Source organism: Erythrobacter sp. NAP1, assembly GCF_000152865.1.
In the GTDB taxonomy this organism is placed as follows: Bacteria; Pseudomonadota; Alphaproteobacteria; order Sphingomonadales; family Sphingomonadaceae; genus Erythrobacter.
In genome coordinates this window covers 209681-222492 of the sequence record NZ_CH672390.1, presented here as the reverse complement: position 1 = coordinate 222492, position 12812 = coordinate 209681, and the positions used below count along the sequence as shown (strand labels likewise).

The 12812-nt window shown below is 62.4% G+C and carries 10 protein-coding genes; all 10 read right to left on the bottom strand.

The window, feature by feature from the left end:
* Positions 1-135: 135 nt before the first annotated feature.
* Positions 136-1473 carry a tetratricopeptide repeat protein gene (locus NAP1_RS00995; RefSeq protein WP_156777162.1) on the bottom strand — a complete coding sequence of 446 codons (1338 nt, stop codon included), beginning with the start codon at positions 1471-1473 and terminating at the stop codon, positions 136-138.
* 102 nt (positions 1474-1575) lie between these two features.
* Complete coding sequence (gene ftsZ / locus NAP1_RS00990; protein WP_007163339.1) at positions 1576-3174, bottom strand: cell division protein FtsZ; 1599 nt, start codon at positions 3172-3174, stop codon at positions 1576-1578.
* 225 nt (positions 3175-3399) lie between these two features.
* Positions 3400-4722 (bottom strand): cell division protein FtsA, encoded by a 1323-nt coding sequence (gene ftsA, locus NAP1_RS00985; RefSeq protein WP_007163338.1) that lies wholly within the window; start codon positions 4720-4722, stop codon positions 3400-3402.
* Positions 4722-5645 (bottom strand): cell division protein FtsQ/DivIB, encoded by a 924-nt coding sequence (locus NAP1_RS00980; RefSeq protein WP_007163337.1) that lies wholly within the window; start codon positions 5643-5645, stop codon positions 4722-4724. Before NAP1_RS00980 ends, ftsA begins: the two co-directional genes overlap by 1 nt.
* Positions 5638-6636 carry a D-alanine--D-alanine ligase gene (locus NAP1_RS00975; protein ID WP_007163336.1) on the bottom strand — a complete coding sequence of 333 codons (999 nt, stop codon included), beginning with the start codon at positions 6634-6636 and terminating at the stop codon, positions 5638-5640. Before NAP1_RS00975 ends, NAP1_RS00980 begins: the two co-directional genes overlap by 8 nt.
* On the bottom strand, positions 6606-7580 hold the full coding sequence (murB, locus tag NAP1_RS00970) for a UDP-N-acetylmuramate dehydrogenase (RefSeq protein WP_007163335.1): 975 nt from the start codon (positions 7578-7580) through the stop codon (positions 6606-6608). The genes NAP1_RS00975 and murB overlap by 31 nt, the downstream gene beginning before the upstream one ends.
* Positions 7577-9013 (bottom strand): UDP-N-acetylmuramate--L-alanine ligase, encoded by a 1437-nt coding sequence (gene murC / locus NAP1_RS00965; protein ID WP_007163334.1) that lies wholly within the window; start codon positions 9011-9013, stop codon positions 7577-7579. Before murC ends, murB begins: the two co-directional genes overlap by 4 nt.
* A complete protein-coding gene (gene murG, locus NAP1_RS00960) occupies positions 9010-10221 on the bottom strand; it encodes an undecaprenyldiphospho-muramoylpentapeptide beta-N-acetylglucosaminyltransferase (protein ID WP_007163333.1) in 1212 nt (403 codons plus the stop codon). Before murG ends, murC begins: the two co-directional genes overlap by 4 nt.
* The gene (locus NAP1_RS00955; RefSeq protein WP_007163332.1) at positions 10218-11426 is read right to left on the bottom strand and encodes an FtsW/RodA/SpoVE family cell cycle protein; all 1209 of its coding nucleotides are present in this window, start codon (positions 11424-11426) and stop codon (positions 10218-10220) included. Before NAP1_RS00955 ends, murG begins: the two co-directional genes overlap by 4 nt.
* Positions 11423-12805, bottom strand: a complete 1383-nt coding sequence (gene murD, locus NAP1_RS00950) for a UDP-N-acetylmuramoyl-L-alanine--D-glutamate ligase (RefSeq protein ID WP_007163331.1) — start codon at positions 12803-12805, stop codon at positions 11423-11425. The genes NAP1_RS00955 and murD overlap by 4 nt, the downstream gene beginning before the upstream one ends.
* Positions 12806-12812: the final 7 nt, after the last annotated feature.

Sequence of the window (12812 nt, the reverse complement as noted above, 5' to 3'; positions counted from 1 at the left end):
GTGGTCATGTGCATCGATGGCACGAATGCACGTTAACCTTGGGATTTGGCAATTCAGGCCTGGCGCAGCGCTGGGGAGAACCAATCTGGCTTGTTCAAAGCTTGTGCAAAGAAAGCCGGGGATGGCTCCGTTTGATCAATCAAGCTCTTGAATTTCAGTGCCTTCGGGGCTGGTGTAAGCGAAAGTGTCGAGGCCCTTGGCCGAGAGCGCGTTAACCAATTCGCGAGCAGCCGCGCGATCCGCAACCGGTCCGGCGAGCAGCCGATTGGCCTGCCCCCAGGGCGTCGTATGCGGCTCGAAATCGCCAAGCAGTTCCGGTGCACGCCGGGCAAAACGGCGCCAGTCGAACTTCAACGCATTAAGATCGCGGCCCGTTGCCAGCTGCACCCAAATCCGGCGAGGATGCTCGGGTTCGACCGGCGCAGGCGGAGCTTCGCGAGGCACCGCGATAGCAGCGATATCGACCGCATTGCCTGAACCCACATCAACCGGAAGCTCACCCTCGCCGATATCCGCAAAAGCGTTCGCGACGTCCTCAGTCGCAGTGGACGGGTCAGCCTCGACAACATCAGCAACCGGCTGTGTGACCGGGTTGCTGGTCGTCTCGACCGGAGCGCCGAGCGGCTCGCCCGTCGGCTCCAACAGCGATCCGACTTCGCCTTCAGCGGCAAACCGAGCGATACGCGGATCCTCGCGGCCAATATCAGCCGCGCGAGGGAAGATGCCGAGGTTTGCCGCCGCAGCCTGCTGGGAAGCGGTGAGACGCGGCATGTAGGACAGATAGGGATTGATCCGTCCGGCAAGGTCGCGTGGCATTGTCGCGTTGACGATTCCCTCGGCGCGCTCCTGCTCACCCAGGATAGCGAGCCCGAAAGCGCGCGCTCTGAAAGATGCTGGATCACGTTCCTCAAGCAGTGGTGACAGCGTCGACTGGAAACTGTCCGCATCACCAGAAATGGCATAGCTCAGCGCAAGCCTGCGACGTGCCTCGTTGTTCTGCGGTGCAAGTTCGAGCGAACGCAGATATGCCGCCTGTGCAGCTTGTTGGTCGCCCACCATATCGAAAGCGAGCGCTTGGTCTGGGAGCAAGTCTCGAGCGTTCGCTCCAGCCGAATTGGCGGCGTTGAAAAGCTGGATCGCTTCCAGCGGGCGCCCCGAACGCAGATACACCCTTCCAAGGCCAAGCTTCACCCGCGCATCATTGGGCTCAAGATCGGCTGCGCGGCCATAGAAACCGGCAGCCGCGTCATAATCGCCAACTTCCAGCGAGGCCTCTCCCGCCTCGAGCAGGCTGAGAAGATTTCGCGGGCGGCGGGCGAGTTCCATCAGCGCACGGTTCAGTCGCTGCACTTCAGGCGAAGGTAGCGGCTGGACAACAGCACGCGAAGTCGCATCCTGTGCGCTCAAAGCCGACGGCAGGGCAATTGCAGCAGCGATCAGCGAAAGGCTGAGAGATTTGGTCAATGGTGTCACTTGGGGGTCGCTAGCGTATTCTCACAAGCACGCTAGCCATCCCTCGCTGAATGCGAGGCGAACGGCTCGCCTTGTTCGGCAAGCCGTTCAGCCGGGATAAGCTTACTGGTTGTTCTGACGCCCGAGGAAGCGAGGGATCGAAAGCGCAGGCGCATCGTCATCATCGCCTTCGCTGCCCTCGGAGGATTCGCCTTCCATGTCTTCGCCCTCTTCATCCTCGTCGTCGAGATCGTCGTCAGATCCGGACGAGCGCGAGAGGTTCGCCATACGCTCGAAAAGAGTGCTTCCACCTGCAGGGCCGCCGCCACCGCCTCCAGCGCCGCCGCCGAAACCGCCACCCTCGCCAGTGCGGCCAAAGCCGGGTTGGACGGGTTGGTTTTCCTCAGCGAGCCTGTCTGCGCTTTCGAGCAAATCATCCTGCTCGTCTTCTTCGGCACCGCGAAGCCCGGCAAGCGGATCGACGATCTCATCGACGTCGTCGCCTTCATCGCCCATGTCGTCTCCGGCCTGCATGCCGGTGAGGTCGAATGGTTCGCTCTCGTCAGCTTCCGCTTCGCAAGTCTCGTTCGTTTCGTCGGACATGCCTTCGGGGATAGCCAGCGCTTCGTCGTCTGCTTCTTCCTCGGCAATGTCATCCTCGACGTCGGTTTCTTCCGACAGTTCGAGCACGGGACGCTTGGGAGCGCGCGATTCCATCAGCGCTGCGGGGCGCGGCATCGGCGCCTCACCGCTAGCCCCGGCCTCGATCCCGGTTGCCACAACCGAGATACGGATCTTGTTCGACAGGTCCGGGTTGAATGCGCTGCCCCAGATGATGTTGGCATCTTCGTCGACGAGGTCACGAATGTAATTTGCTGCTTCGTCGAGTTCCATCAGCGTCATGTCTTCGCCGCCGATGATCGAGATGATGACGCCCTTCGCGCCCTGCATCGACACACCGTCGAGCAGAGGGTTAGCGATGGCCTGTTCGGCTGCGTTGAGAGCGCGGTTCTCGCCCTCGCCTTCGCCGGTTCCCATCATGGCCTTGCCCATTTCGCTCATCACTGCACGAATATCGGCAAAGTCGAGGTTGATAAGGCCAGGATTGACGATCAGGTCAGTGATCGAGCGAACGCCCTGCTGAAGCACTTCGTCGGCCAGCTGGAACGCTTCCTTGAAGGTGGTTTCAGGTTTCGCGACGAGGAACAGGTTCTGGTTCGGAATGACGATCAGCGTATCGACATGGGCCTGAAGCTCGTTGATGCCTGCTTCGGCAGCGCGCATGCGGCGGGTGCCTTCGAACAGGAACGGCTTGGTCACTACGCCAACGGTGAGTACGCCCTTGCGACGGGCGGCTTCGGCGATGACGGGGGCTGCACCCGTTCCGGTGCCGCCGCCCATGCCGGCCGCGATGAACACCATGTTCACGCCTTCGAGCGCCTCTTCGATCTCGGATACGGTCTCTTCGGCAGCGGCCTTACCCACTTCCGGGCGCGCACCTGCGCCTAGGCCACCGGTAATGTCCGGCCCAAGCTGGATGCGCTTTTCGGCGGGCGACTGGCTCAGCGCCTGCGCGTCGGTGTTCGCGACGATGAAGTCGACGCCGTCGATCTCGGTCGAGATCATGTTTGCGATCGCGTTGCCGCCTGCTCCGCCGATCCCCACGACCATGATGCGGGGACGCAGATCTTCAGTGGCTGCCGGTCCGATATTGATGCTCATCGCTTATATTCCTCCAGACGCCCCGTCGGATATCACGTTAGGGGGCCCGTTTTCGGTTCTATTCTGCCCAGTTTCCGCGGCGTCATACTGTCTGTGACATATTAGTCATGCGCTCGTTATACCGCACAATTCCTTATCCACAGGCGGTTAATAACGTTTCTATACCAACTCGCCCGAGTATTGAATCTCGCTTGGCCGCTATTCGAGGCCTACAAACCGCACAATTCAGAAATTCTCACGCAAAGCTCTCCACAAACGGGCGATACCCATGAACGGGTCGAGTGCCCCGCCAAAGTCGCGTGTCTTGGTGTAGCGCGCCCCGATCGCGCGGATATCGACCGGGTCTTCCGCTGCATATAGGCACAGTCCTGCGAGCCCAGCAAAGCCCGGTGTCGCATGCGCTTCCGGGAGGCCCGTCAATGTGGGAGCACGACCGATACGCACCGGCATGGCGAGTGCGCTCTGTGTAAACTCGGCAAGTCCTGCAAGCTCTGCGCCGCCGCCAGTTATAACAACCTGCCCGGCGCGTGGGCCTGAAAAGCCCATCTGTTTCAGCGCCTTTCCAATCTCGGTGGTCAACTGTGACTGGCTCTGGGTGATGACGGAGATAAGCTCAGCGCGCGCTATGCGGTTCTTGTCGTCGGCGCCGCGAGCCTGCGGCGCGCTCGCTTCGCCGGGCCCCTCGTTCGGGCCGTGAACCGGGATCATTTCGCGGTGGTCGGACGGCGAGGCGATCGCCGAACCCGATACGCATTTGAGCCGTTCAGCCTGAAAGCGGCGAATGCCGAATGCGCTCGCAACCGCATCCGTGATATCGCCCGAACCCATGGGAATAGCCCTGAGGCCAAGCAGCATTCCGGCAGCAAAAACCGAGACATTGGTGACGTCCGCGCCAATTTCGACGAGCGCGACGCCCAGTTCGCGCTCTTCCTCGGTCAGGCACGCATATCCGCAGGCAAGCGGGGTCGCGACGACGGCCTCGACTTCGAGATGCGCGTTCTGAACCGCTTCCATCAGGTTTCGAACCGGCGCGCCGTCGGCAAGCATCACGTGGATATCGACACCGAGACGTTCTGCATGGAGGCCCCTTGGGTTGGCAACGCCGTGCGCTCCATCCAGCGTGTAGTGGGCAGGGATCGCGTGAAGCACGCTGCGTCCGTCCGGCTCGATCATGCCCTGCGCTTCGATCAGCAGGTGCTCAATGTCCTCTTCCTCGATCCGGCGACCGCCGATTTCGATCTCGACCTTGCTGACCGAGCTCTTGAGACCTGCCCCGGCGCAGGCGATCCACACGCTCTGGATGCTGGTGCCCGCGTTCTTTTCAGCGCGCTCAACCGCGTCGCGGATTGCGTAGGTCGCCGCTTTCATGTCCGTGACATAGCCGCGCTTGACCCCTGCGCTGGCGCGGTGGCCTGATCCCAGCACGACAAGATCGCCGGTCTCGGTTTCGCCCATGATCATCGCTGAAATGCGGAACGAGCCCACATTGACCGCACCAAATATCTTGGCGAGACGACCGGAAGACTTGAGGGCGGGCTTGGACGCCATCACTTCGTCTCCGCTGCCGAGTTGGCAGCGAGTTCAATCGCATCGGCGCGGCCTGGCACACGCATGTAGATGCGCGGCGGTGAGCGCATGTCGAACGTCGCCACTTCGCCACCGATCAAGCGGTTCTGGCCATCCATACGGGCAAACTTGACGAGCGCCTTTGCGGAAGTCTCAGCGCCCTCGGGAAGTGCGAGCACCTGACCGCTCTTGAAAGTCAGGTTCCAGCGACGGTTGCCGACCCATTCGGCGGCCTCGACTTGCGGCTGAAGCGCGGGGGCTGCAGCCAAAAGCTGACCGAGAGGCGCGACCTGCTGCGAAGCGCCGGGGCCCGAGATTTGCAGCATTCCGCCGGCATCTTCGCGTGCGATCGGTTCAAGCTCCGCGCCCTCAAGGTCGATAAGCATCAGTCGATCGGGTTTTTGCAGCACCGCGTGAGGCGTGCGCTCGACAATATCGATAGCGAGCGTCGAAGGCAGCTGGAGCGACACCCGCGCATCCTTGACCCATGGAAGCTGCGTTTTGAGCTGCTCTCTCAGCGACTCCAGCTCAACCTCCGGCATGGGGCGATCACGCTGGGCTAAGGCGATTGCGTAGACCGCTTGCTCGTCCATATGGCTCGTACCGGTGACGCGCACGCGCTTTACCTCAAAGCCAGCATCGGATGCCATTGCCGAGACTTGCGCCTGGGCCATGGCGGGAACGCCTGCGAGGTTCGCAATTACGAAAGCAATGCCGACCGCGCCGCCGATGATGATCGTCAGCCAGATCGTGCTCCATTGCTCTTCGGTGAAAGGTAGAACGCCCATGGCGCTATCCACGAAACCGCTCGTCTTGGCCTTGGCGCGGCGTGCACCTGCGGCGCGGCTCTGCGACTTGGCGGCGCGGCGAACGCCCTTGCCGCTCGAACGTTTGATCTTAGCCATCTGCGCCTCCCTTCGCAGCGTGAACCCTGAGGGCTTCGCGAACGATCAGTTCGACGAGTTCGGGGTAGCTGATACCGGCATGCTTGGCCTGCTCGGGGACGAGGCTGAGCGGCGTCATGCCCGGCTGCGTGTTGGTTTCGAGGACGAAAAGGCCATCCTCGCCTGCCTCGTCGTCCCAGCGGAAATCCGTGCGGCTGGTACCGTGACAGCCGAGCACCTTGTGCGCGCGGATCGCGTAGTCTTCGCACAGGGCAGCGATCTCGGCCGGTATGTCGGCCGGGCAGACATGCTGGGTGCGCCCCTCGGTGTATTTGTGCTCGTAATCGTAGAAACCGTGCTCGATGATGAGCTCGGTCACGCCAAGCGCGCGGGGGCCATCCGCACCGTCGATGACGGCAGTCGTAAGCTCGCGCCCTTTGATGAACGGTTCGGCAAGAAGCTGGTCGAATTGCTGCCACGGACCCGGAGCGTCCCGGTTGATTGGATTGCCGACGTTGGAGTCCTCGGTGACAATGGCGACACCGACGCTCGACCCTTCATTGACGGGCTTGAGCACATAAGGACGCGGAAGCGGATCGCGTTCGAAGATGTCCTTGGTTGCGACGATCCGGCCTCCGGGAAAAGGGACGCCATGCGGGATCAGCGCCTGCTTGGTCAGTTGCTTGTCGATGGCAATGACCGAGGTCGCCATGCCCGAATGGGTGTAAGCCACGCCCATGAGGTCGAGCATGCCCTGCACGCTGCCATCTTCGCCCGGCACTCCGTGTAGCGCGTTGAAGACCACATCCGGCTTCGCCTCGGTAATCCGCTGCGCCACGTCGCGATCCATGTCGATCTGCGTGACGCGGTGGCCATTCATCTCGAGCGCATCGGACACGCCCGCACCTGACATGAGCGAAACTTCACGCTCATTCGCCCAGCCGCCCATCAGGACGGCGACGTGGAGAGGCGCGGCGTCGCTCACGGCCTGCCAACTCGCTTGATTTCCCATTCGAGCTGGATGCCCGAATTGGCGTAAACTTTCTCGCGCACGAGTTCGCCCAGCCCCTCGATATCGGAGCTGGTCGCATCGCCGGTGTTGATCAGGAAGTTGCAGTGCTTCTCTGACACCTGTGCGCCGCCATGCTTGAAGCCGCGAAGGCCGGCATCATCGATCAGCTTCCAGCTAGAATGGCCATCGGGGTTCTTGAAGGTCGAGCCGCCGGTGCGCGAGCCGATCGGCTGCGAATCCTTCCGCTGCGAGGAGATGCGGTCCATCTCCTCCTTGATTGTGTCGGGATCGCCGGGAAACCCTTCGAAGCGCACTTCGACCACGACCGCGCCATCGGGTAACGCGGAATGGCGATAGCTATATTGCAGGTCGGCATTGGAAAGCGTCACCAGCTCACCGTTTGGCATCAGCACGTCGCAATCGGTCAGCACCTGGCAGGTCTCGCGACCATAACAGCCGCCGTTCATCCGCGTAACGCCGCCGACCGATCCAGGGATGCCAACATAGAAGGAAAGGCCGTCGATACCGGCCTTGGCCGCGCGCCGTGCAACCATGCTCACCGGCACAGCTGCCCCCGCCTTGAGCGTGGTGTCGCCCGTGATCTCGATGTCCATGAAGGGCTTGCCAAGCTTGATCACTACGCCCGGAACACCGCCGTCCCGGATGATCATGTTGGAGCCGACACCAAGCGCCATCACTGGCATGCGGCCGTCGAGGCGGTCGAGGAATGTTCGCAGGTCTTCTAGGTCGGCTGGCTCGAACAGCCAGTCGGCATTGCCCCCGCTCTGAAACCAGACATGCTTAGCGAGCGGCGCATTCTGGGTCAGCTCTCCGCGAATGCCATCGGTCGGGATCAGCCCATCAGCCGATCCTTCGACCGAGCTCGTCGGAGCCGACCCATCGTCCATGTCGTACCAGTCGCCCGGTTGCACCATTTCGTTCATGCGCTCCGTTGTGATTCAATCGCTTCGGCAAGGGTAGCTGCCCAGCGGGTGATATCCCCCGCGCCGAGGCACACGACCATGTCGCCTTCGCGCAATTCTTCGGCGAGTGTTGCTGCAAGGTCATCATGGTCAGGGGTTGTTTGCGCCGAGCGATGCCCGCGCGACTTGAGGCCGGTGACCAGGCTTTCCGAATTGACGCCCTCGATCGGGTCTTCGCCTGCCTCGTAGACCGGGGTGATGAACACCATATCAGCCTCGTTGAAGCAGTTCTGGAAATCGTCCATCAGGTCGTTGAGGCGCGTGTATCGGTGTGGCTGCATGACCGCAATTACGCGCCCTTCGACGCCTGCGGCCTCGGTCGCTTCGCGCGCTGCGCCAAGTACGGCGCGGATTTCGACCGGGTGATGCGCGTAATCGTCAATGATGGTCGCGTGGCCGGTCGGAAACGGGACAGTGCCAACTTTGGTAAAACGCCGCCGGACCCCGCTAAAGCTGCCAAAGCCGTTACAGATCGTCTCGTCAGAACAGCCCATCTCGATCGCGACCGCGATGGCGGCGAGCGCGTTCTGCACGTTGTGGCGGCCTGGCATGGGCAGATGCACGCCTTCGATCCGGCGATCTTCTTCGCCGCGTTGGCGGACGATTACGTCGAACGTGTTGCCGCTTTCAGTCGGGCGCACATTGACGCCGCAAATGTCAGCCTGAAGCGAGAAGCCGTATGTCACGACCTTGCGGTCACGCACATCGCCGATAACCGCCTGAACTTCGGGGTGATCGACGCAAAGGATCGCAGCGCCATAGAACGGCACGTTGTGAATGAACTCGACGAAGGCTTTCTTCACTCCGTCAAAATCGCCGTAATGGTCGAGGTGTTCGGGATCGATATTGGTGACGACCGCGATGGTACCGTCGAGCCGCAGGAAGCTGCCGTCGCTCTCATCGGCTTCGACAACCATCCAGTCGCTATCGCCCATGCGCGCGTTGGAGCCGTATTGCTCGATGATGCCGCCATTGATGACCGTGGGATCGATCTCTCCGCAGTCGAGCAGGCTTGCGATCATGCTGGTCGTCGTGGTCTTTCCGTGCGTGCCAGCGACCGCGACCGTCGATTTGAGGCGCATGAGCTCTGCGAGCATCTCGGCGCGGCGAACCACCGGGGTGCGGTTTTCGAGGGCGTGCGCAACCTCGGGATTGGTCCGGCGCACCGCGCTTGAGGTGACAACGACGGCAGCGCCTTCGACGTTCTCCTTCTCGTGCCCGATGCGTACCGAGATGCCCTGTTCGCGCAGGCGCTCGACCACCGGGCCTTCTTTGATGTCAGAGCCCTGCACCGTGTAGCCGAGATTGTGCATGACTTCGGCAATGCCGGACATGCCGATCCCGCCGATGCCGACAAAGTGAATAACACCAATGTCGGTGCCGACGCCCTTCATGCTGCGCGGTCCTTGGTTGCGGGCTTTGCGACGGTGGCTTCCTGCGATGCGCCGCGCGTGTTGTGTTCGCCCACGCGGATCACGTCCATCAGGTCCACGCCGCCAAAGCTTTCAACGAGGTCGGCAAGATCCCTCGCAGCCTTGGGCCGACCGCAATTCCACGCGCCATGTGCAGCGTTCGAAAGGCTGTCGGGCTTCTGAGCCAGCGCCTGAATCTGTTTCGCCAGTTCCTTGGGCGTGAAGCTCGACTGGCGGATCATGCGCGCGCCGCCTGCCTTCACGATTTCGCGCGTGTTCGCGGCCTGGTGGTCATCAGTCGCAATAGGCAGCGGCACGAGGATTGCCGGGCGGCCCACTGCGGTCAGCTCGGCAATGGTCGACGCGCCTGCGCGGCCGATAAACAGGTGGGTTCCAGCAAGGCGTTCATGCATGTCTTCAAAATAAGTGCCGAGTTCAGCCGGGATGTCGTGGCTCGCATAGCGTTCGCGCACCGCATCGACGTCCTCCGGGCGACATTGCTGCGTTACCTGCAAGCGTTGGCAAAGCGCCGGGGGCAGCATCGCAAGACCATCGGGAACAACTTCGGAAAGTACGCTGGCCCCCTGGCTGCCGCCGGTGATGAGGACGCGCAGAAGACCCTCTTCGGTGAAAGCCGGGAAATCTTCGTCGCGCAGCGCCAGCACCTCTTCGCGCACCGGATTGCCGACAAGGTGCACCTTGCCCGAATGCTTTGGCTTCAGGCGAGCGACTTCGGGATACGAGGTCGCAATCGCCTCGACCCGACCAGCCAGCAGGCGATTGACGCGGCCCAACACCGCGTTCTGCTCGTGAACGACGCTCGGAATCTCGGCGGAAGTTGCAGCCAGCAGCGCGGGCAATGCGGGATAGCCGCCGAAGCCCACCACGGCGGACGGCTCGAAACTCTCGAACAGGCGCAGGGCCATGTTGCGCCCTTCGAGCACGGCGCGAATACCACCGATCCACTTGAGCGGGTTCTTGCCGAAACGGCCTGCAGGAAGGACATGAGCGGTCAGATATTCGGGCTTGCCCGGAATGTTGGCCCCGCGCTCATCGGTGATGAGAGCAACGTGGTGGCCGCGCTGGTGCAGTTCCTCGGCAAGCGCAAAGGCGGGGATCAGGTGGCCGCCCGTTCCCCCTGCGGCGAGGACGAAATGGCGTGACGCGCCTGTCGCTGTTTCGCTGTTCATGCGCGGCCCTCCTTTTTCTCAAACAGGTTCTTCAGTCCCGGCTTCTCACGTTCGAGGAACGGGTTGCGGCGGGTGATGGCGAGCAATAGCCCAAGAGTGAAACACACGGCGAGCGTAGATGATCCCCCGTAGCTTACGAGTGGGAGCGTCATGCCCTTGGATGGGAACAGCTGAAGGTTCACCGCCATGTTGATGAAAGCCTGCCCGCCGATGAGCGAAACCAGCCCGGCGCCTGCGAGCAGCGCAAACAGATTGTCTTCGTCCACCAGCCTTACCAGCACCCGGGCGACGATCGCGACATACAAAAGCAGGATGAGCGCGCACATGAGGAGCCCGAACTCCTCGCCGATGACCGAGAAGATGTAATCGGTGTGCGCTTCGGGAAGGCTCATCTTGCGCCTACCCAGCCAAAGGCCGGTGCCGGTCCAGCCGCCATTGAGGATCGTACGCTGGGCCAGATCAACTTGGTCGAATGCAACGCCGCCTCCGAAGAAGCTGTCTATGCGGTAGCGCGCGTTGTCATAGAGGAAGTATGCCGCGGTCAGCCCGCTCACTCCCACCGCGATCAGGGCGCCGAGACGTTGCAGCGAGACGCCCGATAGCAACACCAGAACGAACCAGACCCCGCCGAACAGGATCGTCGCGCCAAGGTTGGGTTGAAGCATCAGAAGCGCAGCGACGAGCGCCATGGTGAGCGTGGCATAGGCCACCACCGGCAAGCTTGGATCGCGCAGGCGCCATGACAGCATCCATGCGAGCAGCACGGCAAAGCCGGGCTTCAGGAACTCGCTCGGTTGCAGGCGCATGCCAAGGTTGATCCATCGCCTTGCGCCGTTCACCTCTACCCCGATCACGGGGACAAGCAGCATCAGCCCCAGCATGGCCACCGCCATCACGATGCCCATGCGCCGGGCATTGTCGCGGCTGGCGAGCGATACGAACAGCATGACGCCAATGCCCAGAAGCTGGAAGATCACGTGCTTCTGGAAAAAGACGAATTCGGAGACCTGATATTGACGCCCCGCTGCAGGCGAAGCCGCAGCGACCGCGACCGTGCCGAGCGCCATAAGCAAGAGCACCATGCCGAGCAGCCACTTGTCGATTTCGCGCCACCAGATGCGGACGCGATCGGCAAAGCCGCGGTTCTGCGGTACGGGTGCGTGGAACTTCGCATCGCTTCGGGTGGGGATGAAGGCGCCGTTCATGCTGCACTGTCCTTTGCAGACGAGGCGGCAGAGCAATCGATGTCGCAATCAGCGATCACGCCAACCAACTGCCGGAAATGCTCGCCGCGCTTTTCGTAGTCTCGGAACTGGTCGAAGCTCGCGCAGGCGGGTGAGAAGAGAACGACATCTCCGGCGACTGCGGCGTCTTTCGCGCGGCGAACAGCTTCGCTTACCAGTTCGCAACGTTCGACCTTGGGAACCTCGCCTTCGAGAAGCTCTGCGAACCGTGGCCCTGCTTCGCCCACGGTATAGGCGACGGCTATGTCTCCCAAGTGCTCGGCACACTTGCCAAGCCCATCTTCCTTGGCGAGGCCGCCCACGATCCAGTGGATACGCGGCCTGTCCGCTTCGCCGCGCGGGTAAGCGGCAAGCGCGGGCGCGCTGGCGTCGGTGTTGGTGGCCTTGCTGTCGTTGATGAAGAGCACGCCCTCTTCTTCGCACACGATTTCCATCCGGTGCGGCAGGCCTCGAAATCGCGGAATAGCGTGTGACCACTGCGCCTCGGTCACGCCAAGCTCTTCGACGATCGCGACGGCCACGGCTACGTTCTCAAGATTGTGCGGCCCCTGCAGGCTGGGCCAATTGGCCTGCCGATCGCGCAGGGCATCGAGGTCTGCTGCTTGAGCACGGCCCTCGCCTCGGAACTCGATCTGGCGGCGGTAGATTGCGCCGACCGGCTCCTCAAGCGAACCGAAGACGGCCAGATTGCGCGGCGACTGCATTTTGAACAGTCGCTCTTTCGCTGCGGCATAGGCGGCAAAGCCGTCGTAGCGGTCGAGGTGATCGGGCGTGATGTTGGTGAGCGCGGCCACCTCGCAATCGAGGCTGGTGGTGAGGTCGATCTGGTAGCTCGATAGCTCCAGCACATAAACGCCCTCGCCGCCCTCTCCGGGGGCAAGCGGCTCCTGCGCCATGATAGGTTCGCCGATATTCCCGCCCAGCAGCGACGGGATACCGGCCATCTGAAGAATGTGGTGGACGAGCGCGACCGTGGTCGATTTCCCGTTGGTCCCGGTGATCCCGACGACCTTGTGCGGAAGCAGGTCGGCGCGGGCGCGGGCAAATAGTTCGATATCGCCGATGACCGGCACGCTGAATTGCGCGGCGTGGCCCGCGATGGGGTGCGTGTTAAGTGGAACGCCGGGGGAAACGACGACCCCGTCGAAGCCCGTCAGCTCAGTCTCCAGCGGATCAGCGATGTCGCAGCGCCCCTCGAACGGAGCGCGCGCAACGTCCTGCCTGTCCCACACGGTCAGCTTCGCCCCGCTCGCCAGCAACGCCTCAGCCGCCGCCGCCCCGGAGCGCGCAAGGCCCAAGATCGCAAAGCGTTTGTCAGCAAAGGCGGAAGAGGTGATCACGGGTGCG